Here is a 22,720-nt window from a genome sequence, read left to right on the forward strand (position 1 = left end):
ACAATATTCTGGATTTCGATATCTGGGGAGGTGGCGACATCGACACCCAATTCACGGAGCTCGTCAAAGACGTATTCCAACGCAGTCGTCACATCATCGACGCTTTTTGCGCCTGTACAGACGACTTTTCCCGAGCGGAAGATGAGCGCTGCGGCTTTAGGATCGTGCATCCGATATACGAGTCCAGGGAAGTTATCGGGATCGTAGTCGGTGGCTCCTAAATCCTCAGAAAGCGTTTCCAGATCGAGTTCTTGACCGATATCGGATGACGCGACCACATTCTCGACTTGAATTGATTCGGCTGTGACACTCATAGGAGTATCTTCCATTCACAACCCCCTTAAAACGGGGAGTGACTTCGAGCGTCGGTGTGGTACCTTCTGAATTAGAGGTCGCGAGGCTGGACCGTCTTCCGGTCGTTGGCCTCGGCACGCTCTGCGGCGTCGTCGAGCAGTTCGGCGACCTCCTCATTGAGGACGTCGTAGAAATCGGCCGAGACGTTGTTGTCCGAGAGTGCGTCCTTCACGGCTGCTTTGACGATTAGGTCAGACATTCCATCGCGGACTTCTCTTGTGCATCATATAAAGGTTCGAATTTTCTCATGCAGGATTTCGCCTATAGTACGACTGATGGGCACCTGGGCACCAGAGAACACTTAATCACCCCGTCAAAAATAGGGAATAGACGGATGCACGATCTAACTGGGTTCCAGCGCGACATCTTGTACGTGATCGCCGGGCTCGAGGAACCACACGGGCTCGCAGTCAAGAACGAACTCGACGACTACTACGAACAAGAGATCAATCACGGGCGGCTCTATCCGAACCTCGACGACCTCGTCGACAAAGGCCTCCTCAAGAAAGGCGAATTCGACAAGCGGACGAACGTGTATACGGTCACGCAACGCGGGTTGCGGGAGATCGAGGCGCGACGTGAGTGGGAAGGTCAATATCTAGAAGATGTGAATGCACCCACTACGTCGTAGAACCAGGTGAGTAGAAGTCAATATAAAAGCGGGACTGCTTTACCCACTTCCCACGAATACACAGTGAGATGGCTCGGCTCGTCTTCTATCATCACCCTCAGGCCGAGAATTTCTCACTCAAATTTAGCTCTGCATCGGTAGCAGAGATCCGATCTCAGCGAGAGCAATCCGACGAGTCGACGAAGCTCATCGGGTACCCCTTTGAAACACCGGTCTATGTGCTCTACGAAGGCGATTCAGAGATCGAATCTGCCCAAGACATCGACTTCGATCAGGAATGGCTGAGCGACCGTATTCGTGACCTCCCCCGTGCTGGGCAAGTTGTCGCATTCCGATTAGTAGAGTTGCTCGAAGCCGCTGTCGATGTTCGAGATGAGGATGAGTTTCGGCTTTACAAGGAGTTCGAACCGCAAAAGATCCAGCAGGCACTCGATCACGTATCCTGGGGAGCACCACTTCCGAACGTCGCTGGGGAAGTGATGTCGAATTTGATTCTCCGGCATTCCCTCCCGAATGCGAATCATCGAACTGGCATCGCGATGCTCCAATTCTGCATTGAGAGTGTGGACCCAGAGTTTGAGATGCCACGAACTCACGTCGACGACGATACCTGGCGAGAGTGGGTCGACCCCTACATCGTCGACTCCAAACGGCTCATTACTGTCCGCCGGAATAACCTCCGTTTCAAGCAGCTCGAAGAGCTGGACGTCAACCTCGTCGAACGGAAAGATGGGATCCAAATCCGATTAGCCGAGTTCGAGCTGGATATGCATTGGCGAGAAGCCCTTTCGAAGTACGCTGAGCAGCATGAATCCCACTGTACGGACTTCGCGAAGGCAGTTCTCGAACGAGCAGAACGGGACGATCTGCTCAACCGTCAAGGACCAACGAAACAAGAGTTCATCACGTATCTGGAGGACGGGCTCGTCGAACGGGACTTCAGAGAACTGTTCTAATCAGTCGCGAAGCTCGGCGACCGACTGACCGACCTCGCGAACGTGTTCACTTCGCTCGAGGTCAAGTTCCTCGGCGAGGTAGTCAACCGTCTCTTCGAGGCTCATATTGGAAGAAAGCCGGCCGAGCGGTATAAACCTAGTGCTGATCTCTGCTACTCTACATCAATTCAGCTTCCGAGAGGGTATTGAGCCTCACACTTTGAGAGCACCTTGATTTGGATACGACCATCATGAGGTCTCTCTACTTATGAAGGTATTCGAAAGAACTACCTCCCTCAGCTTGAGCGTGCAGTCAGGATAGCAGTACAGCAGGTTGGTAGGTTCTGCTCCCACTTTCAGTGTCCAGAATATAAGTCTGAATCGCAGGGGAAGTGTTGGTCTTCTGTCCGAGCAAGAATGCGAGCCCAGCTGGCGCAGCCATGAATAAATGTACGGTAGACGTTTCTGGAAGACGATTCATCGCATCACGAAGTTCCTCCTGAAATACTTTTGCCGCATGTGCTGCTTCATGGGCTGTTAATCTCCCATTTGAGTCTTGCCCCAGTCCGAATTCCAGTATCCCATTAAAGTCTGGGAGCGTAGATTTCGTTTTCCCGACCTCCGGCTTCACATCATCGGTGATGTTCACTAGGACGGCCAAGTTCGAAGCAGTTCGATCGATCTCTTCAAGGTCGCTCTGTAAGTTGCTCTCTTCCAAGTTTAGATCGAGCCGCCATGGCGAAAAATTGCCATCCTGATCTGGTTGCATCCACGCAGTACTAATCCCTCGTGTCTCCGGAAGGCAGTATCCAAGCGAGAATACTGCCGGTAAATGGGCCCGCCCTCTAAAACGAAGCTCTCTTCCTGGAGTCTCTTGCTGAAGATAATCGGTCGTTGTACGCAACGCTGGGAGCAGTTGCTCATTCCATAGGGATCCATCTGGTATACCGTCGTCAAAGTGGGGTGACCAATCAATACTCACGGCCAGTTGAATATCATAGGAGGGTTTACCATACGTGTCCAGCGAGCACTCAACTGGAGAATTAGATGACAGATGATTGTGGATACATTGTAGTCGACGCTCCAACGCAGCATCAACTACAGCATCAAGAGGGGGAAGGTGACTGCTGGTCTTCTGGTTCTGTCCCAATCTGTCTAATATCGAGTTAATGATTCGGCCAATAGCTGAGGAGGAAGAAGTCTCCTCCACTTCCAAGGACTCCATATACCAATGGGAAAGATCGTAGGGGGATTCTGCTTTGGACAAGATTGCTTCCCCCTCGTCATAATCAACACCAGGAACGAGAACCACGACAACAAAGAACTCATCATCACCCCGCCACCGTTTGTGGAGTCCAGGAAGCTCTGTTTTGAGGATGACGGGGGATTGAGTAACATCACTACTTATAATTGCGACACCACCAGCAAGGTTCGAGTCTTGGAGATCTTTTCGGATTTGTTGCTCTAATGGATCTGGACCAATGTCGTGAACGTCACGCCAAACAGGTATCCCGTGATTCCGGAGGGCAATTTCCAGCTTTTCGGCTAAGTCCTGTTGTGAATGTTTGTAGCTAATGAAGACATCCCCAGCTGGATTAGTCATTGAGAGTCACCTACTCTCGCATTCGGGAAGTCAATATCTAAATCAAAACTATTCGTTGGTCTACTTGGCTCATCTGACGATCCGATGTGCACAAGTTCCTCATAACCACGATTCCGGTGGAAGAGATACGCTCTGATGGCAAGCGCCTCTGACGGGTTTCCTCCGACAATAAACATAATCGGATGGGGACATCCATACTCATCAGTCGAAGCAATTTCGTTCATTTGTGCCCGATCTGGAGAACTCAATTCCGCAGATCCGCCGGGATGATAGTGCCATTCTCCCAGATAGTGAATACCCAGACTATCACGGGCCTCTCGTAACCACTCGTCAACGCGTTCAGTACCTCTGGTGAAAGTTGTAGGCCCTTGATTAGAGTCTCGTGGCGGATCACTGGCACGGATAATCCGTGCGGCTGTTTCCTCTAACGCAGTACCGGCTAAAATCCCCCCTGTCTCAAGGGGATCCGCGTCGACGCAGATATCAACAATCGCTCTAAGACAACCAGCAGGAATCTCTACCGATACCTCAGAATCCGGGGCTACCCAATGTTCAACATCCTGAAATGGCGGCTCTGCCTCTGAAATCGTAGGAGTGCCATCGTCCCCAGCTTCGAGGACTCTGAATTCAGTTCCCCGAAGACCTAACGATGTATCCTGTTCAAGTAGGCGTGTAATCGTTCCAGCCCATGTCATGACTTGATCCATACGAATCACCGATGCTGGATGCCAGCAGCCCACGCGCTCAGGAACTGCGTCTTCACCAGGTTGCCACTCGATCTGTTCCTGCAACCGCCACGGTTCGAATTCTTCTTGAAACTGACTGGCCGGAAAACTCAGAGAGTATGATGCGAAATAGAATAGCCGGTTTGCTCGTCTACCCATAGACGCCGAACAGAAGAGAACCGGCTCCTCCCACCTAAATGAATTCAATGCTTGAAGAACAGAATTTGAGGCCGTACAATCGATTACCACATCTACAGATTCAACCACCTCTAATTGCTCGTCTTCCTCCAAAGGAAATGAAACAGAAAACCCATCTACATCGACATGCGGTGATACCGAGTTAAGCCTATTCGCGAGCGCCTCAGCTTTATTTTCTCCCACGTCAGGGAGGGTTAACGTGTGTCTCGCTAGGTTGCCAATTTCCAAGGTTTCCCCATCGACAATAGTGAGGTCGTGACACCCGTCCCGTACTAATCCCTCAGCAACGGTACTCCCGAGTGCACCGGCACCAATAAGAAGAACACTAGCTTCACGAAGCGGATCTTGGATATGCCCCCGACGAGAGAGCTGTTCGCGAGCCCAGTTGTCTGAATCAAGCCAACGGATAGAATCTCGAGAAAGATCTACTCTAGCCACAATTTCCTTTCCTCTGGGGGTTTCCCTAAATCCGGGTAATTCAGATACCGGTCGAACATCAGAGAGCTCAATGCCCTGCCAATGGATGAGTTCCGAGGACCCTCCGACCTCACTAGGAATTGGAAACCCTAAGAGGAGACAATTGAAGGCATCATCTTCGACGATAGAATCTATATTTGCCCGGAGTTCAAATGGATCAATAGAGGAATCTTCCAGTAAGTTTGCCAAATCACTCCAAGTTTCAGGTACCTCCCAAGGAGGCTCGATTGGGGGTTCCTCCAGTAATAGCCATGCACCACGAGTCTGAGAACAGATATTTGAACTAATGTATTCACCCCACTCCGGGTGATACACGACGTTATCGTCTTCATCTCGGAACTGCTCCGTAAGGAAGACATCTGACGGCTCGGTAAGCTCCACGAAGTCAACGAATCCCCAATTACCAAACTCAGATCGCCAAAGTTCGAGGGATTCCGCTGTTTCATTGAATGCAACTCGATTCTGAGGAGCAGTGTTCGTGCTGAATATCGGGAGTTCAAATGGCTCTCCTTCCTGACGGAGTTCTCCCTTAGACGCTGCTTCTAACCACGACAAAGCCCGTTCCAAGTGCCATCGAAGACGTTCATCTGGGGGATTTGGTTCCCCCGTTGCGCCCGATCGCCCGATAATATGTCCGTAGCGAGCCACACAGATGTTCCCTTTTCTCCAAGGAGTATCTTCGGTGCCTGCTACGTTGAGACGTTGATGAGGATAGGTGGCCGTGATACTCCCTTCCTCAGCAGGATAAATCCGAATGCTACCTCCAGGATAGGTCGAGTCGATAAGAACGAACCATGTGGACTCCTGTGGAATTTGGGTGGTGGGCTCAATTTCGTCTGGTTGAAGCTTGACTTCAAGAACCCATTTTGATCCCCCTTCGTGCTGAAACGGGCCTTCAACAACCGTGACACCATCAAGCGAATCGAGCGAAGAGACAGCCGCTGTGAGTTCAGAGGGTGGCATCACTAATCTAAGGATGGATTACGCAAATCGCTGGTCCGAGACACTCGTTGATTTTGAGGAGGAGTCGAGATTGACGGCTTTTTCTCCACCATCATCTGAATCGCCATTTCCATATTCAGGGAAGGAATCACCAAGAAGATCAGACCACAGATCCCGTGATAACGCCTTATTGTCTTCTTCAAATGCTTCTCGAGCTAGCGTTGCCGCCTCTCCAGCTGCTTTATGGAAGGCAGCAAAGTCGTCTCCGTCAATTCGAGCAAACACGTCGATCTGCGGGAGTCCTCGAGCAGGGAGAGTGGGTGTGTCATTAATCCGGGCTTCATTTGCATAGCGCTGTTCAATAGTTTCGAAAGTACGAACGATCCCCTCAGCAACGCTATCGATATAATCAGGACAGCACTCGCCGACTAAATGCTCGAGTGGGTATCCCTTTGGGCGTTCAGGTGCAGAAATCTGAGTTCTTCGCCACCACTTGATTGCTTTGACGACGTTTACGTAATGACCGTCTGTAAGGTCGTTCTTTTTTAGGGTCCACTCGATTGTGGCGATGGGGTGTGTTTTATCCCACTCTTCGAGCCGCCGGTCCGGAATATCAAGTGGCTCGTCTCGCCACTCTTCCTCATTCTCGTCAAGGGTCAGTCCAAATGCTTCAGCAACTCGGCTTGATTGGTTTGTGTCCAATCCTTCGCCGACCTCTAATCCGCCAACCGAACCGTCTGGCTGAAGGGCTGCTTTAGCTGCCTCACTGGGGGATGCAGTCAACACTAGATCAATCTCAATACGGTCTTGGTCAATCTGATAGGCCCGATCCTTCCTGGTCCACTGGCCTTCATAGTGCTCTTCTAAGAAAGGCTCACATTTTTCCATAGCTTCTCGTGGGGTTACCTCGTCTTTGACCAGGTCTGTGACGAATACAATATCAACATCCGATTTTTCATCCCCAATAGGCCTGACGGCAGTCCACCTCCGATAACTCCCTTGAAGGAAATCCCCAACATAGAATTCACTTATTGTGTCGTCATTTCGGAGTAATTCACGCAGGGTTTCGTGCCCCTCCTTGTAATCCTCAATATGCTGGTCTGAGGGACGAATATTCGTCAGAAACGTCTCAAAAAGCGACGGAAGGGTTGCCATATAGTAACAACACTCCTACTGGCTCATAATGGTCACGGGAGGGGAGTGAAAGTGGAATGGTTTTCTATAAGCCAGAATCGATTTCTTCGAGGGCTTCAGTAGCCACATCGCCGAGTTCGCCCGCTTCGATGTGCGAATACCGTTCACGAACCATCTCTTCGGAGTTATCGAGATACCGGGCTGCCACCGTGTACCCGAACGCGCGGACAAGCACCTCGCCCATCCCTCGGCGACCGCCGTGAGGGGCTAGATAATCGTGTTTCGGATGGTCGATATCGATCTCTGCGGTCTCCGAGAGCCGTTGAAGAATCGACCGTGCGCCGTCCGTCGTGATCGACGGTGGCCGAAGGTCCTCATCGAGCGCCAGCAGGAGGTCACGAGCGTACTCATCACGCCGTTCAGTAATTGCCTCTGGGCGTTCCCCTCGGTCGGCGAGCTCATCCTGGACGAGCCCTGCGAGCGTCCGTTGGTCGAACGTGGGAAACACCGGCCAGCGCTCCGTGGGTGGATCCATCAGCTGGCGATAGCTTCGCAGCGGCGAAATCACCGGGTCGGGTAGACTGGCGGCGTCCCACTGCTGTTTCTTCCGGTAGACGTCCATACTTCCGTCGTCGAGGGAGAGATCCTCCCAGCGGACGCCGCGCCGGCGCGGGTCGTTTGGGTCCCGAAGGAGTTCCCCGACCCGAACGGCGGTGTACGCGAGAACGAACACCAGAGCCCGGTCACGAGCCGCCTTCAGCGCCGCGTAGCGCGCTCGCTGTTTGTCGAGGGGGTCAGTAGCCTCGGGGAGTGTCGTGTACGCCTCGACGGCGTCGCGGGCCCGTTCGTCGACGTGACGGGTGAGGACGTGGCGCTGTTCGGACGTCCAGGCCTGCTGGTCGCCGGGCTTGCGGCCGTCGTCCTCCGGCAACGGCGCCATCGCACTCGCCCGCTGCGCGTAATGCGCTTCGAGATATCCCTCGTTGACGCACCAGCCACACCACGCAGAGATATAGCGGTAATAGGTTTGTACCGTGTTCTGCTTGAGTCCCCGATCTCCACCGAGACGTCGGGCGTACTCCCGGAACACGCGTTCGTCGAGATCGTCGAAGGTCGGCTCGCGGCCGACGTCGTCGGCGATCCCGGTCCAGTCGTCGGCGCCGCGGTCGCCGGCGGCCCACTCGGCGAACCGCTCGAGCTCGCGGGCTGCGTTGCGTCGATAGTTCCCACCGTCCCCACCGCGGCCTTTCCCCTTGTCCTGGAGGTAGCGCTCGAAGCTGTCGTCGAGCGACGTCGAAAGCGCTCGATCAGGCATCCACCGGCCCTCCACCGTCCTGGGTGCCCGGTCTCGGTGCCTCTACCCTGGGGGAAGCGCCGTCGTGAGCGGGTTGCAGCATTCGTGCTTCACCGACGGCGGCGGGGTACTTCAAAGTGGTCGTGATTACTCTCCTAATCAAGACCAGTCGGTGGTTTGGACGTATTGGCCAAATTCTACAGTTTCAGCCTATTATGCTCCCGCCTGCGCCCCTATAAACCATATGTAGATATACCAATTGTCCAAGCTGGGGAGTTGAGACTACAGTGGGTTAAGCTGACCTGTGGTTCGTATTTTCCGGTGAATCAATACTTCACTCAGACCTGCCCCCAAACCGTTCGATAGTCTCAGATGCGACCTGTTCAATAGTATCGCGGTCATGCTCAATATCGGTCCCCTGCAGGTAAACGGCGAGTGGCGGCCCCTTACTATCCTCAAGCTCCTGTTGGAACCACGTCAACACCTGAGCGACGTCATCGTTAGGTGAAGCCATCGTTTCGTACATCGACGTCACCACGGTCTGGTCTCCTTTGTACTTCGAGGCGAGGGTGAGGACGCTGAATCGGATTAGGAAAGCGAGGGAGAGTCTCCCCTGCTCACGAAAGGCGGACGCCAGAGCAGCGCTTGTCGGGGCTGTCGCTTCGAGCAACTCCTCTCGCTCTTCCTCGAACAGGTGCCCGTGGAGGTGGAAGAATGCGTCTCGCATGAATGGTTCGAGGTCAGGGTCGCGTCGCCAGAGTCGGTAGCAATGAGCGTATAGATTTGCGATCGGAGGGAGGAGTCCCGACCAATCGGGCCCCTGTTTCAACGTGAAGGAGAACAACGTGAAGAGGTTAGTCATCGGTCCTCGTAACTGGCTTTGGCCGAGATAGTTGAGGTTCGACTCAAAGAAGTAGCCCTCTGCTGTGTCGAGAGCCACCTTACGATCCTGGCCGGTCAGTTCTTGTGATCGCTCGAGGTAGATTGTGAAGAGGTTACCGTAGACGGCTGCCCGATCGGCGGATAGTCCGGGTTTGTAGACGAGCTGGTCACGTGCACGTTCGGCGTACCCGCATGCACGATCGAAATCGTTCTTTTCGATAAGATATCCGGCGATATCGTCATTACACCGCGCGACCATCACCATACGACCAACCATCTCAAAGTCCGATCTCGCGTCCTTAATCCACTCAATGCCTGTGTCAGATAGCTCTGAGCGTCGACCAGGGGTCTCGCTGTTTGCGAAATCTAAGTAGCGAGATCCAATACGGTACTTTAGTTCGCCGCTCAGCTCTCGATCAAAGTCGTTCTTGATTGTCGAGACGACTTCGGCTAGTTCTTTGAGAGCTGAGACTGCGGAGATATTAATCAGGTCAATGAGGGCGTAGTACGCTTGGCGGTACGCTGAACTCCACCCTTGCAGGGTGGTCAGCTCCAGCTGGTAGAACACCGACCACGAGATTGGCGAAGCGTGATCTGTGTCCATCCGGACGCGATAGTAAACTACCAGGGCATGCAGTTGCTCGTGTGGTTCGAGAGCGTCGAAGAACTCTGCCCCATCGCTTGCCAGCTGTAGGTATTCTGCGAGGGTAGAGGAGAGGAACCTTGGGTCACCACTGGTCACCTGAGTCAACGACAGAATCGTCTGGAAGCCCTGAGCGTATTCTTCGGCCTCCCAGAGATGTTTCTCTGCCTCAATGACGTGAGTGGACACTCGGGTCTCCTTGTCGATGGCGAGGGTACTAAACCGTTCACCGAGTCTTCGATGGAGCTCTTGTTTTCGCTCCATCGAGAGAGTGGTAGTCACGCGGTCCACGACAACGGGATGAGCCATGATCCGACCGTTCATCGACTGTACCAGCCCAGCTGAACGTAGCTCCTCAAAGACCCGTTCGTCGACGTCTGCGAGATCCACCAGGTTTGAGGGATACTCGGATCGACGGAGGAGGGAAAGCAGCGAGAGTACCTCCCTTTCACTCGAATCGAGCCGATCGAGAGCGTCCTCGACCTCCGGGCACCCAGCTGTGAGTGCGTCGCAGGCGAGCTGTTCAGACTCGGATACGCCCTCACCGGACCACACCATCCGATCCGAAGTGATTGTGGGAGGACCTCGAAGGCGTTGCACACCGAGGTTGTCTCTCTCCGTGCGTCGCATAATCGCCAATGTACCATCCTCACTCTCGTTATGTGCTTCGACGAGGGTCTGCACCATCGCCAGGAAGTTACCTTGCGTCCCGTCATTTACCTCATCGATAACGACAGTGGCGTCTCGATCGAAGAGTTCACGGAATGTTTCGGCCGACGAGACATGCTGCTTGGTCTGACATCCGAGACGGTCGGCAAAATCAAGGAGGTGCTCATAGAGGTCTGAGCCGGGAAGGCCATTCGAGAAGACGGGGTTGAAGTAAAATCGACGCTCCGTTGGGAGCGAGTTGTAGAAGCGAGCACAGAACTCTGAAAACCCTGTCCCAGATGGCCCCTCAATTAGCGCTGGACCAATCTCAACGAGTTCGCGAACGCGATCGACCGTCGGCCCTATCTCGCCGTCGATCTCAGGTCGGTACGTGGGAGGCTGGTGCATAACCTCCCCAAACGTCGTATTGTATGAGTTCGGGACGTGGACGTTCGACGCGTCGACACCGAACGGAGAGACTTCGGGCTCACCAACACCCAACTCTGCCGTCAGTTCCGTCAGAAAATCAGCAGAGTCGGTCGGTCCGACGATCTCCACGCTCTTGTCGTTCGCTTCCATCGTCTCAACGAGCCGTCGAATATACTCGTTGTCGGGGCTCTCAAGGTCGATCCCACTATAGGTCGTCCAGTAGAGACCCCCAGCCAGACCGGTCTCCGTCTCTGCACAGCTCTGGAGCAACTCCATGACACTGCTGTCGCTGCCAGAGTATCCAGTCACGAGGAGGGCCTTGTCTCGGAGGTACTCAGTGAGTTGCGCCCGCATGTTTTGGTTGACGCGGTCTCGCATTTCGTAGTCAAGGTTTGCGATGTCTCGGAAGAGGTAGTCGCCGTGGACTTTGAGGAGCTTTGGGACGTCCGTGGCGAGTGTCTCGATCGACAGTTGGGTGTCGTATTGGTAGATCCGATGATTTTGACTACAGACGCTGTTGAAACCGATCTCGAGGAGGTGGTCAAAGTTGGTCGTCATCACGGTGGTACAGAAGCCACAGTCGACTAGGTGCGCTAGGAGATGGTGTTCGGCTGTCGGCGACGTCCCGGCGATGAACTCCTCAAAGAGGGCACGTCGATCCTCACGGTGTTCTTCATCCGGGAGTGCGGTCTCCCAGGCCTTGTCGTACTCGTACTCGGTGTCGTCGAACTTAGAACTGTATCGATCTCGGAGGATATCGACGATCTCATGCCCGAGTGGGACACCTGCGGACTTCGAGATCCCCGCCCCACACAGTACGACCACTTCGGTGTTACTGTCGAACACCTCCAGCAGAGAGTCTGAGACTCCATCGCGACGTTCCATTGGTGCTTGTGAGTGTCCTCGTCCTACAAGTATTCACATAATTCGGCCTTCTAGTGAGTGTCCCACTCAGATAAACTGAAGTCCGTTTCAATAGTTGATAAGATGATGGTTTGTAGACGCGATAATTTGATAGAGATGCTATTACACTCGCGGCACGCACCTAAGAACGTTGTCACGGACCACACATCTGAAACAAGCGTTCTGCCGATAATCGGGTCCTAGAACGCTCGCCCACATCTACACCACCACCTTCCGTTTAGGCATAATCGACTGACAGAGCATTGAGATTTGATTGACTGTTTCTGGGGAACCTTCTCGAAAACAGGGTCCGTGGTCTCAACCGCATACTCACATAGATTGAGGAACCGGTCTCAGCTTCTGTCCAAGCACTCTCGTTCAGGATATTCTACCGAGCTTCGACGTAGGTACGTCTTCTCCTCTGTCGGAACCGCGAATATTGTTCGATGAGAAGCGGTGAACTTCATACCCCGAATTCGTAGGTTTGGTACTACAGGATTGGGTGCATCATATGAATAGCATTCTATTCATACTATCCAATCTATTCCAGCGATTCATCACCCTGTAGAGATGACCACTCCTCCGTCGTTCTCCCCATATGGGAAATAGAATGCTATTCACGCTATTTTGAAATCTCATCCTTTCGTTCTTGCTCGAATCGTTCTGCGACCTCGTCAACCAAGTCTTCCTCCACGACCGTGCGCAGCAAGGCGTCAGTCATCTCCCGGACAACGATATTCTGATATCCACGGGTACTGAGCTCACGCTCAAGTTCGTAGTTCAGCCAAGAATCGAAGTTCTCGATAGTCTCTTCGCGTGCGTAAAACGGCCGTTGATTGGCTGCCTCGTATGAAAAGGCAGTGTCTGTCATCGGGTCCAGTTCCTCGACGTCCCCCTCATCCGGTTCGTCGACGTGTTCGGTTGTCGTGTCTGAGGCGGGTGGCTCGCGCGGTTCCTGTTCACTCTTCGTATCGTCTTGCTCGTCAGCATCGTCATCCAGCGTCTGACTAAGATCTGCGAACGGGTCACCGTCGTCAGCCATGCCGGACCACCTCACCGGCCTCGACGATGTGTGCGAGTTCGTCGAAATTCTTCAGTTGATCACAGTTGGCGTCGTAGTCCAGCAGCGGTTTGCGTTCACCGTACGCTTTCGTGATACTCGTTCGGTCTCGGATACCTGGTGTCGGACTAATGTCGCCGGTGCCCACAGCATCCCAATCCGTGATTCGAGCGAAGTTCGGAATACGGTCCTGCAAGCTGTTGTGGGAGTTCAGCCGTTCGAGGAGCTGGCGGTCCTGCGTCTGCTGGTCGATACGCCCATCCAGCATATTCGGGACGAGTGCGAGGACGTCAACGTCCATGTGCTTTCGCAGCGGAGCAATCTGGCGCTCGATAGTGCGTTCCAGTCCGGACATAGCCTCGTTGCCGGGCGCCAGTGGAAGCACGAGATTAGACGTCGCGACGAGAGCGTTGTCGGTCAGTCGCGAGCGATATGCGGGCGAGTCCGTGACAATGAAGTCGTATTCGTCGCCCAGCAGCGGCTCAACGACTTCGCGCTTCAACAGAGCAGACGGCTGGAAGACGTCACCGACGACGATTTCTCGCTCGACTTGCTCGAGATCCTCGCTCGAGGGAAGGATATCGAATTCATATCCGGTATCGTAAACGACTGAGGTTGGGTCTGCCTCGTCGAAGAAGACCTCACCGATGCCCTCGTCTGTATTGTGATAGTGGTCATCAAACCCGAGACCGACTGAAGCGTGTCCATTCGGATCAAGGTCGATGAGGAGGACATCATGGTCGTGGGTGGCGAGTTGACGCGCGAGATTCACTGCGATGGTTGACTTGCCAACGCCACCCTTCAGCATGCAGACTGAGACAGCCCGAGAATTCCCCGCTGTATCCACGGATTCGTACGGGCTATTTGGGCTATTCGTGCTATCTATGCTATTCCTGCGATTCGTTCCCGCCATGCTATTCTGGAATAGTGCTCTATCCCCTCTTATAACTAAGGGCAGTGAATAGCCCGAATCGCCAAGATAGCCCGAATAGATTGAATAGTGAGAATAGCATGAATAGTATGAGTGGCAAAGGTAGCATGAATTGTTAGAATAGCATAAGTAGTATCGATAGAAAATCTCTATAAATAGGCTTCTATCTTAGAATAGTATCCGATTTCAGAATACCCCTAATAGTGCAGGGCTAGTACGTGCCGCAGGCGAGAGGATTCGTACCTACTCCGTCCCTTTGTCAATGACGGCCTCGTCCAGTCTCTTCCAAACAGTATCGAACAGCGGTGGATCACCGGTCAGGTCTGGAAGTGAGGTTTCCCACTGGCGCTGAATGTCCTCGCGCTGGTCACCCGGCAGACCTGTGGTGAGATCGACGTCAAGGTCGTCGTGGTCGCACTTTGCTTCGAAGGCAGGCAGGACAACGTCGAACTCAATCTCAACAGATTCGGTCTCTAAGAGCTGAAAAAGATCGTAGTAGTCTCTGGCAGCACCCCGTTGGAAGATCGCCCGAAGTTTCTCCGCGAAGATCTCTTCGACACTATACGCCTGCAGTTCGAACTCCGGGATATCCTCGTAGGAGTGCGTATGGTGAACCGAGTCGAATGCGACGTACTCGTCGACCATCACGTCGAGACTGGTCGTATTCGGATGGTCAAGCACCGCCCGATACTGGATGCTCATGTCGACGTAGTGTGTCGGATAGTGTTGCTGGCGGGACTCGTGGTGCTCGCTGATGGTGAACTCAATCCCGGAGCGCTCGGTAACTGTGTCAAGGACATCACTGAGGTCGTCTTCTGATCCGTTGTACTGACCTTCGACGCCGAAATCGAGATCCTCTGAGAATCGCCACGACTGGGGGAAGTACAGTTTGCTCAGCGCCGTTCCACCTTTGAACATGAGGTTCTCGCCAAAGTCACTCGTGAAGATACCCCAGAGAATCCAGGAGTTGACGTAGTTCTTCTCAGCATAGCCCTGGCGGACACCTAGCTCACGGGCAAGGACACGGAGTCGGTTTTGACTGATCATTAGAATCAGGACTCCGTCGGACCGAGCGTGCCCGGGTCGACGTTAATTCGGAGGCGATACTCACTGTCGTATGATCCCTGCTCGCTCTGCGTTGGGTCGAGCAGCGAGTACCCGCTCGTGAACGACGCGACGAGCGTCTCACGCGTTGGGAGGTCGATACTCAGCTGGTCGGCCAAGTAGACGATTCGCTTGGTCGCCGCGCCGTTGTCAAGCCGCTGGAGATACTCGCCGACCGTCGCCCACGAACAGGCTTGGTCGTCCGCCGCGACCATCGCCGTTGCGAGTTCGCGGATGCCACCGCAGTACTCGGGATGGTCGGCACAGTCGACAAGCGTCTTCGCCAGGTCGGCGACGTTCACGACAGTTCCCTCGATGGACGTCGGCTCGTAGCCGAAGAACTTCCGCTCGGTGACCGTCGCGACGCGATAGGGGACGCCGTGAATCTCGCGACTCTGGGCTCGCGTCGGGGTGACGACGTACACGGTTCGGGGAACCTGTTCGGTCAGCCCGTGATGGCTGAGGGCGCTGTAGTAGCCGATGTACATCGGCTCAGCGACGTGCGAGGCGATGAGATACTCGTGGGTCGTGTACACGGCCTCCTCGCCAGCAGCGAGGGGGATGATGAGATATCGGCCGGGGAGCAGCCGGTCCAGCCACCCTTTCTCGGTGAGGCGGGAGGCGATCTCGCGGGCGGTGTTCGGCGCGACCTCGAGGGTCGCCTCGACGTCGTCGATCGAGATTATTTGGTGGCCCTCCGCGGCGAGATGCGAGAGGAGTCGGCTCTCACGGGTCGAAAGGCCCTGCCGTATAGTTTGTGTCTCTTGTGTGGAACTCATACCTGCGTTTCGTACATAGAATATGAAGCCCGGCAGGCATCAACGTTGCGCCTCCTCCTTGCCGGACAGACACCGGATTATGAGCCTAGTTAGAGTGATTGAGGGCCGGTATCGACAACGCTGGCAAATGCGACGTTCTCTTGGACCTGGTCGATTTCGATGGTCGGCTCGTCACCGGGCTGCGCACCTGGAATGATAACGACATAGCCGCGTTCGACCTTCGCGATTCCATCGCCTTGATCGCCGACTGTCTCGATCGTCACGTCACGGACTTCCCCTTCAGTGACCGGTGGGGTAGGTGGTCCAGAATTCCGTTCGGACGGAGCGGGCTGCTCCTGTGCTGTGCGTTCGTCAGCTGTCTTCGTCGAGGATTGTCGTTGTGTGAGCACGCCAATCCGATATGTTTCACCAGGAGAGATAGCGCCGTGTTCAACCTCGGTTTGCGGAACTTCGAGCGTATATGTCTCGCCTTGTTTTTCTACAGTTGCGCTAAACAGACTCTGGATCGACTCCGGAACCTCAACCATACGCCGACCTACAGCCCCCAGTAGTTAATCGGTTATCTTCCGAGGAGACAAGTACCTATTCAGGAAAGTCCGTATTTCCGGCTCTGTTGAAATACTATTCTTCAGATACAGTGTAGAATGAAACAGCCGGTCACTGAAGACTGCGGATATTCCGATACGGGAGATCACTCCGACTCTTCGGCGATAGTATCGGCAATTGGCTCGAAAGTAGTTGCGAGTACTGACCGAAACCTTACTGGGTACTCACCAAAAAACCATTTTTAATGCGGAAACGCCGATGGGTCGTTCTAAAATTGACGGGTCTGCTCAAACCTATCTATCAGCGACTCGGCTTTTTTCCATACCTAGGGTCACTTCGCATCCAAACGTGGGGAAGAGAATCGAACAGCGATCAAAGCCGAGTAGACAAGCTGCGCACATTACTCAGTGATCGGCAAAACGCACTGATCCAGGCCCTCCTGCTATTTGTAGCAACCCTTCTCATCGCATTTGCAGTCGATGCCTCGCCCCTGACCGAACCCAGCTGGTTTGACATCGAAACTGTCTGGCAAGTCCACGCCACAATCATCGGCCTCAGCTTCGTCGTCCTCGTCTTTCTCCTCGAAATCGTATCTCGAAGCCGCTACGTCGAAGATGTCCTACAACAGTTCCTACAACGGTCACGTGTCCTCCCTATCCTGTTCTACTCACTGCTAGGAAGCGCAGCTATCGGCGTCCTGGTGCTGTACCCCGACCCGGTCAGAGACTGGGTCAGCCCCAATGTCCTCACCACGATCTTCGTCGTCACCATACTGGGAATCATGTTTGTTTACGGGAAGGTTGCGAATCTCGCATTAACGGGACCAGCCGACGAAGACGCATACAACGAGCTAAAGAAACACATCTCGAAGAAAATTGAGGAAGACGTCGCGGTATACGAATACGACCAGAAGTTACAGGATAGTCTCCCCGACGGCGTTGAAACCGAGAAACCGCTGTACCCGTTGTACGGCAGACGAAAAGACTCGGTGACAGCGGATGACTTGGATCTTAACGGTACTGTCGCGGATATACACGTCTCGACCTTCGCCTACGCCGTCTCAGAACTTATCCGAATTGGTGAGCAGAACCGTGACCTAAACGACAGTGAAGAGGGCAGTGATGCCCAACCTGTAGCAGAGGATATCGAGATCCAGGTGAAGATCGGGGACAACCTGCAGGAGTTCTCATCAATACTGCAGATTAGCTCCAACGTATTCGATCCCGCGATGGAAAGCGTCTACCCAGTCTTAGCGACCAGTATCTTAACTCACCCCGGAGAGGGACGGGGCGACACGGTTCGGCAGATCCACAAGTACACTGATTTCATGGACAGCGAGGGGAAACGCATCGTCAGAAATGCCCAGACACGATCCTTCCTCCAGTTTTTAGAGCAGTACCAGGAAATGGTTCATCACGCGCTCCACGAGTTGGATGACGTGCGGTTCCTGATTGATGAGAACAGATACCTGAGTGCGGATTTACCCTTTTACAACCTCGATCAGGTGCTATTCCGGGTGTTTGAGGAAGCACTGGAGGAAGTGAACCGCGAGTTCACGCACCACATCGTTGCCTTAGTCCATGGCATCACAGGGATGACGGCTGAAATGGATCTTTACGGTGCATATCAACGGAATATGAAACTCTATTCTCGCTTTTATTTTGTGGTGAGACAGAGCCTCCTTCCAGATAATTTTGTGACCGAGATCAACGATGCGATCATCGAAGACCTGGGCTCCTCTGCCATGGCCGGGATGCACGCGGATTTTGAGAGCTTCGATGAGTTAGACGCATTTCGGATCGAGATCGAGAGCTACAGCGAGGTGGCGTTTCAGCAGGCTCACCGGATGTTCAAATACGCGTTTGAGAACCAGGATGGTCGTGCATTTACCAAGATTTGGACGGAGCTTGGTATTCCTCAAATGCATGAAAACGATGCTGTCCGTGGGACGGTGCGCCGTGAAAAGCAGGATATGCTGTTCAATGCTGCTGCGATGACCTATGATATCGCTAAAGACGAGGAACGGTATCAGGATACGTTCAAGAAAATCTACAATCAGTGCGTCGTCAAAACGTACGGCGATTTAGCGGAGCTGTTTGAGATCTACTTCCGGATCAAGGCCAAGGAGGGGATGCGTACCCGGTGGGGCAAGTGGAATCAGCAGGAACACGATATTATCCAGCAAGTCCGCGGCCGGTCATACTCGATCGAACCTGAGTACAGTTTAGCTGAATTCTATTGCTTCACGGGCATCATGACTGGGCATTACTCTGACGTCCGTGAGGAGAACCCGTTGAAGGGGAAATCGATAAGTGAGAATGACTTACGGGGGATTCGGACTGCTGTGAACGAGGTGAAGCGGAAAAAGCCGTTTATTGACCTTCGGCAGTATATTGGTAAGGATGACTTTGAGGATAGAGCCGAAGAGTTCCTGGAGTACCACAAAGACATCGTCGAGGATGGCTGAACGATATATCGGGCAGCTTAGTTAGAAAATCAAGAACTTCGAGGAGTATCGAGAGACAACCCGGCGTGCCAGATCGATTGCCTTCTCAGTGAAACGAAGAATTTGCGACTTCGGGAGGGCGTTCATCTCGTCGAATTCTCGGACGAACCTGTGACTCCCTGAGGAGTTCAACAGAGCCGTATTTCCTTGAATTTCCGGAAAAACGACCAAGTAGAATACAGCAGAATCGCCCTCAAGCGATACGATATCCACGTAGTGCCCGATTACGATTATTCGCTTTCCGGAAACGACCCGACCATCCTTATATGGCCTGCCGCAGAATCACTTTTGTACCGAATTCATGATACGCGATGCTCGCGTTCTCCGCGCCGGGTTCGTCCCTCGGGAAGTCGAGCATCGCGACGCCGAAGTAAACCACCTTTCCAGCGTCCTTGAGCCCATCACAAACGGTGAACCCGCCGACACCGCCATCGTCACCGGGCCGAGCGGCACTGGGAAAACCTGTATCTCACAGTTCGTCACCGAGCGCCTTCGTGAGGAGGTTCTCAACGTTGAAGCCACCTACGTCAACTGCTGGCGAAACTATACGCGCTTCCGGACGCTCTACCAGATCCTCGATGATTTCGGCGAAACCATCGATATCCACCGCCAGTCCACGCCTCACGACGAACTCATCGACCGACTCCAACAGTACGACGGGCCACGGACAGTTATCATCCTCGACGAGGTCGACCAGCTCGAAGATCCGGGCGTTATCTACAACCTGCATAGCCTCCCGCAGTTCGCGGTTATCTGTATCGCCAACAAAGAAGAGGACCTGTTTAGCCGCGTCGACGACCGCCTCGTGAGTCGGCTTCGATCCAGCGAACACGTCCGCATGGACAAGTACCACGACGAGCAGCTCCACGACATCCTCGATGCTCGCGTGAAAGGGGGGCTCGAACCGGACGTCGTCACGAATAACCAACTCGACCGCATTGCCGACGCCGCTGCAGGCGACGCCCGCCTCGCGATTGGCATCCTTCGGACCGCCGCGAGCAAAGCCGACCGCGAGAGCAGCGAGCGAATCACCGATGAGATCCTACTTGACTCGGCGGAAGATGCTCGCGCTCACATCAAGCAGAAGAATCTCGACTCACTCACGCCACACCAGCGGATCGTCTACGACATCATCCGCGAACACGGGCCCCTCGGGCCGAGCGAGATCCATGATCGCTACATAGAGGAAGTCGAAGACTCGCGAACGAAACGGACTGTCCGGACGTATCTCTCGAAAATGGCGCAGTACAACCTTCTCGAAGCCGAGGGTACAAGCCGAGATCGGAAGTACTCGCTCGTCGATTCGACGGCTGCATCAGCAATCCAATAAGCCGCTGAGTTCTAGTTATCGTATATGCGAAATCCCATACGATTTAATAGTCAATCAGGGCTTTTCAACCGAAGACAGGGGTAGATACGATGTTGAACATCGAGATCAGGAGGATTGCGATAAGACTTGCAAGGACTCCCAGTAGCACGTTGCGGAACCGGTCATACCAACCCTGAACTCGATGGAATCGGCCTATCGTATCCAGCACCTGTATTAAGAATTCCATCTCGAAATAGCCGAAGACTATGAGGTAGACGGCGGACAGTTCCGGCTGCAACGGCTGAAGATCGAACTGGGTCACTCCATCCGTCCAGAGCACGTACCCGACCAGTCCGATGACACCTATGCCGCTCAATAATTTCAACCGCTCTTCCCGAACCCTTCGCTGCTCGAGCGTTTCGGTTTCGTCGACGAGATCGTCGTGGGCGTCACGAACCTGAGTATTTAGGTTGGATTCAGTGAGTACTAGTATTTCGTCTTCGCTGCGACCAATCACGCGGTCCAGAAACGTGAGCCCCTCGATACTGGGTGTGTGACCCGGGTTCTCGGGCCCATTGTGAAGTATATTCCCCTGGTCGTACTGGGAGTATAGCTGTTGCCACGCGTTGCGGCGCAAGTCGTCAATGACCGCGGTCGCTGCTCCAGTCTCCACCTGTCCGGCGATCTCAGTCCAGTATGTCTCGATGAACCATAGAAGAGGGAACAGGTCACTGACGTCCAATTCCGCGAGATCGATCTGCTGGAGTTCGGTGCGGACCGCCTCGCACACCGCGGGGTCGTATCCGGAGCGTTCCAAGCGGACGGGTTCAAGATAGGCCAACCACACTACGTCCGGCCACTCCGAATCCCGGTGGTCGTGGAGCAGCGTTTCGAAGAAAGTGTCGTACTCCTTAACCCATCCAAGTGTTCGGATCCCCACCCAGGCACAGTACACATACAGCGGCGTCCCGAAAAACTGGAGCTCAGGATCTTTGATTCGCTCCCCTGACCGGCGTTTATACTCCTTGACCTCCTGTTCTATCTCCCGTTTGAATACATCCATCACCTCCTCGGAAATACCTCGGTCGTCCGGGCGGTCAGCCAAATACGTCGCAATCAATCCCAGCGCCGCGATCGTTGACTGCGGAACCCGGTCGAACGCCTGGTCGGCCACCCACCGCTCCAACTCGTCATCGATCTGCGTCAACTGATCCCCTGCATCTTCGTGCGTCTGCAGGGCCCGCCCGACACATGCTGTCGCCAACGCACTCCCGTACCATCCAGGTCGCTCCCGATGAGGGTCGTACTGATCGTGAACCGCACGGTGCAGCAGCAGTTTCAGGTCGGTAGCTTCACTGGCACCGCCATTGGTCACAGGAACCATGGTCGGTCCTGCAGCCGGTCATTCACGAGCTGGTTCGGATTCAGCGAGATGACTTTCTCGCGGGCTAGGTATTGGCTGGCCTCGAACAGCTCCGCAATGTCCTTAGCGTACCGAAGCGTAATCGGGGTGCCAGCCCCCATCTGGTCCTTCCAGTAGACCGAGCACAGCGAGAACGTGTTCTGCGCCAGTCCGACCATATCGTCCCGCGTAATCTCCTCTATGCCTTCGACCCGCATGGCAATCGGTGAGGCTGAGCCGTTACGGAATCGTTTGCGGCCATCGGTCACGACAAGGCCCTTGTTGTACCCGGTCTGGAGGAACCAGCCTGGCTCCGGCAGCCCGGATGAATGGTTCGGGTCGTGGGTCTTGTACGGGTGGGTCGTGTTCAGGTGGAGCAGTACGACCTCGGTGTTGTCGTATTCGTCCTCGATCTTGCGGCGAGCCGACCGCTCCGTATCACCGATGCGCTCCGGCGTGTGGATAATGATTCTACGGGGTGGCTGCTCGCGCTTGACGTACTCATCGACTACGTTACAGATGGTGTCGGTGAGTTTCGTTTCGAGTTCGCTGACATCGCCTCCGGAGGTCTCCGAGTCGAACCAGAAGAAAGAGCCGTTGCTTTGGTAGGCCGCGGCGAACCCCAGCGTCCGTTCGAGGGAGCCGTGTTTCTCGGGCTGGTAGTAGCTACGGCCAATTCCGACAACGAGATCCGCGTTATACCCGGTTTCTTCAACACCCCACGGCTTGCCGCCGAGCTTCGCATAGATTTGGCATACCGTGTTGACGATGGCGTATTTCAGGTCGTAGTCGTCCTCGATGTTCCCGACCCTCATCATCTGAGTAGGGATGCCCTGTTCGGTCAGTTTCGCTTTCGCTATCCAGTACGGCGACACCTGACCGAGCCGTTTCATCCGCTCTGCAGTCAGGAAGATGGCGACGCCGTCAAGGTTGCGGCGGACCACCTCTTCCGCCGCCTCCTTGTAGTTGGCCACGCTGTCACCCTCCATCTCCAGGCCATTGATTGTGATTTCGTCCAGTTTGAAAAACCGTTCAAACCCGCCACCGAAATACTCGTAGCCGTTTTTCAGGACGTTGATCAAGCGTTCCCCTTCGGATTGCCACTGCTCGGGGTAGACGACAGTGAGGGTGGAGCCGTCGATCCAGTCGTTGTGCTGGGAGTCGAGCGGTCCATACCGGGAGAGGCCCTTGCCGACGTTACCGTGGGTGGCGCTCGGCGACCCGTAATCGAAGCGGTGGGTCGGGTCTTCCAACTCCTCTATGTTGAGTCGTAGTGCCATCTATG

17 protein-coding genes and 2 pseudogenes are annotated in these 22,720 nt (G+C 54.3%); 4 read left to right on the forward strand and 15 right to left on the reverse strand.

Annotated features, from left to right (window positions below):
* Window positions 1–314: pseudogene (locus FJT57_RS15545) on the reverse strand (TATA-box-binding protein); the annotation flags it as partial.
* Between the two features lie 71 nt (window positions 315–385).
* On the reverse strand, window positions 386–553 hold the full coding sequence (locus FJT57_RS15550) for a DUF1931 family protein (protein ID WP_095637958.1): 168 nt from the start codon (window positions 551–553) through the stop codon (window positions 386–388).
* A 135-nt stretch (window positions 554–688) separates the two neighbouring features.
* On the opposite strand from FJT57_RS15550, the gene FJT57_RS15555 reads away from it, so the two are divergent.
* Both FJT57_RS15555 and FJT57_RS15560 read left to right on the forward strand, forming a co-directional pair.
* Window positions 689–985, forward strand: a complete 297-nt coding sequence (locus FJT57_RS15555; RefSeq protein ID WP_144906733.1) for a PadR family transcriptional regulator — start codon at window positions 689–691, stop codon at window positions 983–985.
* A 68-nt stretch (window positions 986–1,053) separates the two neighbouring features.
* Window positions 1,054–1,941, forward strand: a complete 888-nt coding sequence (locus FJT57_RS15560; RefSeq protein ID WP_144906735.1) for a hypothetical protein — start codon at window positions 1,054–1,056, stop codon at window positions 1,939–1,941.
* A 292-nt stretch (window positions 1,942–2,233) separates the two neighbouring features.
* Here FJT57_RS15560 and FJT57_RS15565 read toward each other — a convergent pair whose 3' ends face one another.
* The 10 genes from FJT57_RS15565 to FJT57_RS15610 form a co-directional block, all read right to left on the reverse strand.
* On the reverse strand, window positions 2,234–3,523 hold the full coding sequence (locus tag FJT57_RS15565) for an SAVED domain-containing protein (protein WP_144906736.1): 1,290 nt from the start codon (window positions 3,521–3,523) through the stop codon (window positions 2,234–2,236).
* Window positions 3,520–5,886: a ThiF family adenylyltransferase gene (locus FJT57_RS15570; protein ID WP_144906738.1), complete on the reverse strand. Its 2,367-nt coding sequence runs from the start codon at window positions 5,884–5,886 to the stop codon at window positions 3,520–3,522. The genes FJT57_RS15565 and FJT57_RS15570 overlap by 4 nt, the downstream gene beginning before the upstream one ends.
* Window positions 5,887–5,904: 18 nt before the next feature.
* The gene (locus FJT57_RS15575; RefSeq protein WP_144906740.1) at window positions 5,905–7,020 is read right to left on the reverse strand and encodes an SMODS domain-containing nucleotidyltransferase; all 1,116 of its coding nucleotides are present in this window, start codon (window positions 7,018–7,020) and stop codon (window positions 5,905–5,907) included.
* 64 nt (window positions 7,021–7,084) lie between these two features.
* A complete protein-coding gene (locus FJT57_RS15580) occupies window positions 7,085–8,314 on the reverse strand; it encodes a site-specific integrase (protein ID WP_144906741.1) in 1,230 nt (409 codons plus the stop codon).
* Between the two features lie 313 nt (window positions 8,315–8,627).
* Window positions 8,628–11,780, reverse strand: coding sequence for an SIR2 family protein (locus FJT57_RS15585; RefSeq protein WP_144906743.1), 3,153 nt, complete (start codon window positions 11,778–11,780; stop codon window positions 8,628–8,630).
* 640 nt (window positions 11,781–12,420) lie between these two features.
* Entirely contained in the window at window positions 12,421–12,840 is a 420-nt protein-coding gene (locus FJT57_RS15590) for a hypothetical protein (protein ID WP_144906745.1), read from the reverse strand.
* Complete coding sequence (locus FJT57_RS15595) at window positions 12,833–13,771, reverse strand: ParA family protein (protein ID WP_144906747.1); 939 nt, start codon at window positions 13,769–13,771, stop codon at window positions 12,833–12,835. Before FJT57_RS15595 ends, FJT57_RS15590 begins: the two co-directional genes overlap by 8 nt.
* A gap of 261 nt (window positions 13,772–14,032) precedes the next feature.
* Complete coding sequence (locus FJT57_RS15600) at window positions 14,033–14,836, reverse strand: nucleotidyl transferase AbiEii/AbiGii toxin family protein (protein WP_144906749.1); 804 nt, start codon at window positions 14,834–14,836, stop codon at window positions 14,033–14,035.
* Window positions 14,837–14,841: 5 nt separating this feature from the next.
* Window positions 14,842–15,672 (reverse strand): type IV toxin-antitoxin system AbiEi family antitoxin domain-containing protein, encoded by an 831-nt coding sequence (locus tag FJT57_RS15605; RefSeq protein ID WP_144906751.1) that lies wholly within the window; start codon window positions 15,670–15,672, stop codon window positions 14,842–14,844.
* 89 nt (window positions 15,673–15,761) lie between these two features.
* The gene (locus FJT57_RS15610) at window positions 15,762–16,199 is read right to left on the reverse strand and encodes a TRAM domain-containing protein (RefSeq protein WP_144906753.1); all 438 of its coding nucleotides are present in this window, start codon (window positions 16,197–16,199) and stop codon (window positions 15,762–15,764) included.
* A gap of 293 nt (window positions 16,200–16,492) precedes the next feature.
* On the opposite strand from FJT57_RS15610, the gene FJT57_RS15615 reads away from it, so the two are divergent.
* Complete coding sequence (locus FJT57_RS15615) at window positions 16,493–18,685, forward strand: hypothetical protein (protein WP_203229213.1); 2,193 nt, start codon at window positions 16,493–16,495, stop codon at window positions 18,683–18,685.
* A gap of 33 nt (window positions 18,686–18,718) precedes the next feature.
* Here the strand turns inward: FJT57_RS15615 and FJT57_RS15620 are convergent.
* Window positions 18,719–18,811, reverse strand: a pseudogene (locus FJT57_RS15620) (IS5/IS1182 family transposase); the annotation flags it as partial.
* Between the two features lie 214 nt (window positions 18,812–19,025).
* Here FJT57_RS15620 and FJT57_RS15625 point away from each other — a divergent pair.
* Window positions 19,026–20,054: a Cdc6/Cdc18 family protein gene (locus FJT57_RS15625; RefSeq protein WP_144906757.1), complete on the forward strand. Its 1,029-nt coding sequence runs from the start codon at window positions 19,026–19,028 to the stop codon at window positions 20,052–20,054.
* A 64-nt stretch (window positions 20,055–20,118) separates the two neighbouring features.
* Here FJT57_RS15625 and FJT57_RS15630 read toward each other — a convergent pair whose 3' ends face one another.
* Window positions 20,119–21,240 carry a hypothetical protein gene (locus tag FJT57_RS15630; RefSeq protein ID WP_144906759.1) on the reverse strand — a complete coding sequence of 374 codons (1,122 nt, stop codon included), beginning with the start codon at window positions 21,238–21,240 and terminating at the stop codon, window positions 20,119–20,121.
* Between the two features lie 164 nt (window positions 21,241–21,404).
* Window positions 21,405–22,715 carry a Piwi domain-containing protein gene (locus FJT57_RS15635; protein WP_144906761.1) on the reverse strand — a complete coding sequence of 437 codons (1,311 nt, stop codon included), beginning with the start codon at window positions 22,713–22,715 and terminating at the stop codon, window positions 21,405–21,407.
* Window positions 22,716–22,720: the final 5 nt, after the last annotated feature.

Origin of the sequence: Halobellus captivus, assembly GCF_007655485.1 — an archaeon.
Taxonomy (GTDB): Archaea; Halobacteriota; Halobacteria; order Halobacteriales; family Haloferacaceae; genus Haloquadratum; species Haloquadratum captivum.

Coding starts and splice junctions, on each gene's coding strand:
- FJT57_RS15570 (WP_144906738.1), bottom strand. CDS start 5,886: ATGCCACCCTCTGAACTCACAGCGGCTGTCTCTTCGCTCGATTCGCTT.
- FJT57_RS15550 (WP_095637958.1), bottom strand. CDS start 553: ATGTCTGACCTAATCGTCAAAGCAGCCGTGAAGGACGCACTCTCGGAC.
- FJT57_RS15580 (WP_144906741.1), bottom strand. CDS start 8,314: ATGCCTGATCGAGCGCTTTCGACGTCGCTCGACGACAGCTTCGAGCGC.
- FJT57_RS15585 (WP_144906743.1), bottom strand. CDS start 11,780: ATGGAACGTCGCGATGGAGTCTCAGACTCTCTGCTGGAGGTGTTCGAC.
- FJT57_RS15595 (WP_144906747.1), bottom strand. CDS start 13,771: ATGGCGGGAACGAATCGCAGGAATAGCATAGATAGCACGAATAGCCCA.
- FJT57_RS15635 (WP_144906761.1), bottom strand. CDS start 22,715: ATGGCACTACGACTCAACATAGAGGAGTTGGAAGACCCGACCCACCGC.
- FJT57_RS15605 (WP_144906751.1), bottom strand. CDS start 15,672: ATGAGTTCCACACAAGAGACACAAACTATACGGCAGGGCCTTTCGACC.
- FJT57_RS15565 (WP_144906736.1), bottom strand. CDS start 3,523: ATGACTAATCCAGCTGGGGATGTCTTCATTAGCTACAAACATTCACAA.
- FJT57_RS15575 (WP_144906740.1), bottom strand. CDS start 7,020: ATGGCAACCCTTCCGTCGCTTTTTGAGACGTTTCTGACGAATATTCGT.
- FJT57_RS15555 (WP_144906733.1), top strand. CDS start 689: ATGCACGATCTAACTGGGTTCCAGCGCGACATCTTGTACGTGATCGCC.
- FJT57_RS15625 (WP_144906757.1), top strand. CDS start 19,026: ATGATACGCGATGCTCGCGTTCTCCGCGCCGGGTTCGTCCCTCGGGAA.
- FJT57_RS15590 (WP_144906745.1), bottom strand. CDS start 12,840: ATGGCTGACGACGGTGACCCGTTCGCAGATCTTAGTCAGACGCTGGAT.
- FJT57_RS15600 (WP_144906749.1), bottom strand. CDS start 14,836: ATGATCAGTCAAAACCGACTCCGTGTCCTTGCCCGTGAGCTAGGTGTC.
- FJT57_RS15610 (WP_144906753.1), bottom strand. CDS start 16,199: ATGGTTGAGGTTCCGGAGTCGATCCAGAGTCTGTTTAGCGCAACTGTA.
- FJT57_RS15560 (WP_144906735.1), top strand. CDS start 1,054: ATGGCTCGGCTCGTCTTCTATCATCACCCTCAGGCCGAGAATTTCTCA.